This is a genomic window from Aeromonas finlandensis (genome assembly GCF_000764645.1).
Taxonomy (GTDB): domain Bacteria; phylum Pseudomonadota; class Gammaproteobacteria; order Enterobacterales; family Aeromonadaceae; genus Aeromonas; species Aeromonas finlandensis.
Genome location: NZ_JRGK01000156.1, coordinates 1 through 1,798, shown reverse-complemented (window position 1 = coordinate 1,798; position 1,798 = coordinate 1). Strand labels below are relative to the sequence as shown.

At 57.0% G+C, this 1,798-nt stretch carries 3 protein-coding genes; all 3 read right to left on the bottom strand.

What is annotated here, in order from left to right:
• A partial coding sequence (locus LD28_RS0111815) for a DMT family transporter (RefSeq protein WP_033137169.1) occupies positions 1-716 on the bottom strand: 716 nt, incomplete at its 3' end.
• A gap of 163 nt (positions 717-879) precedes the next feature.
• Positions 880-1,086, bottom strand: a complete 207-nt coding sequence (locus LD28_RS0111810) for a DUF1107 domain-containing protein (RefSeq protein ID WP_033137168.1) — start codon at positions 1,084-1,086, stop codon at positions 880-882.
• Between the two features lie 133 nt (positions 1,087-1,219).
• Positions 1,220-1,687, bottom strand: coding sequence for a phosphohistidine phosphatase SixA (gene sixA, locus LD28_RS0111805; RefSeq protein WP_033137167.1), 468 nt, complete (start codon positions 1,685-1,687; stop codon positions 1,220-1,222).
• Positions 1,688-1,798: the final 111 nt, after the last annotated feature.

Below are 1,798 nucleotides of genomic sequence, written 5' to 3'. Positions count from 1 at the left end.
GCCCCGAGCAGGGAGATCCCCTGCATCCAGAGCCAGGGACAGAGTGCCGACGCGGGGATCCCCGCATAGAAGATCAGCCAGAGCGCCCGCCCCTCGGGCAACTGACCATCCACCATCAGATAGAAGGGGGTCAGGATCACCACGCTGCAGAGTACCTGACCGTAGAGCAGCGACCAGTTGTCGAGCCCCAGATCCCACTTCTTGAGCAGCACGCTATAGAGGGCATAGGTGCCCGCCGAGAGCAGCATGTATACCGAGCCGATATGAATACCATGGGTAAACAACCGGGTCGGGTCCCCCTGCCCCAGCAAGATAGACAAACCGAAGATGGAGAGCAGTCCCCCCAGCACGGCGCCCCAGGTGGGTCGCTCGCGCAGCAGCCAGATGCTCAGCAACACGGTCAACAGCGGCGTCAATCCCATCATCAGCCCCATCTCGGTGGCCCCCAGGGTTTGCGCCGCGTAGTAACCAAAGGTCTGGTTGAGCACCATACCCAGCAGCGCCAGCATGGCGATCTGCCAAAGACCAGCACGCAGGCGGGCGCGCGCACGCCATACCCGACGGGCCAGAAACGGGCTTAATACCAAAGCAGCCACCACCCAGCGCGACCAGGCCAAGGCCGCGGGGGACAAGACACCAACCGCCAGTTTGCTGACGATGCCATTGCCCGCCCAGATGGCAATGCAGGAGAAGGGAAACAGCAATGCAGGGGGCATGAGACGATCCAGACCGAAGAGACAACAGCGGGCCAGTATAGGGGGCGATGGGAGATAAACAAAGGTGCGGAGCTGGCCGGGCATAGGGCGAAAGCCCGCGGCCATAAACAAATATGCCCGCAAAGTGCGGGCATATCCGTGCAGAAACACGTTCAGAAGCGCATCACGCGGCATCCATGTGCAGTCTGGAGATCAATTCGTTGACCTCGGTGACCGTCTGGCGGTGGGGAATATCCGCCGGATTCGGCATCAGCAACAAACCGAATTGGAAATCAAACCGCCCCCGACCATGGATGTAAATCCGACCTTTAAAGAAGGTTTTGACGTGCTTTGCCACCATCAGTGGCAGGTACTTCTTGAACACTCTCATCGTTTGCAACCTCTTGCAGTTGTATCCGTATGACAGCAGCTTCTGCGAATTAATTCCGTAAAATATTTATAAAAATCCGGAAAACTCGCCCATCTCATCCCAAAAAATTCAATCTATAACTTTTTATTAACTTTTAAGCTATTGTATGCGGCCCTTCGAGCCAGAGCAAGGCGCCTTTGCCATCGCGCCACTCGATACAGGCGATCCCTGAGGTGGCGAACATCGGTGCACCTGCGGCCGGACAGAGGCTTTGCACCAGATAACCTACCAGCGGCAGATGGCTGACCATCAGGATCTGGTCATGTTGCTGCGCCAGGGTGGTGAGGTAGCTGGCCACGAAAGCGGGATCACCATAAGGGGTAATGTCGCCACTCTCTTCAACGGCTGCTGCGTCAGGTAACTCACTGCATATGGCTTGCCAGGTCTGGCGTGCCCGCAAATAGTTGCTGTGGATCACTCGATCCAGCGGGCCAATCAGCTGAGGCGCCAGCCAACGAGCCATCTGGATAGACTCTTCAATACCCTGCTCGGTCAATGGACGCTGTTCATCTGTTTTCGCATTCATGCCTGCCTGGCCATGACGCATGATATAGATCTTCATTACAACCTCGCCCAACGGGCCTGTTTTGATAGCCGGGGGATCTTACCCCGCCACGGGTGTGGAAACAATTGCGCTACCTCTCAGAAAAGGGTTTGCCTGACGGGATAGCGG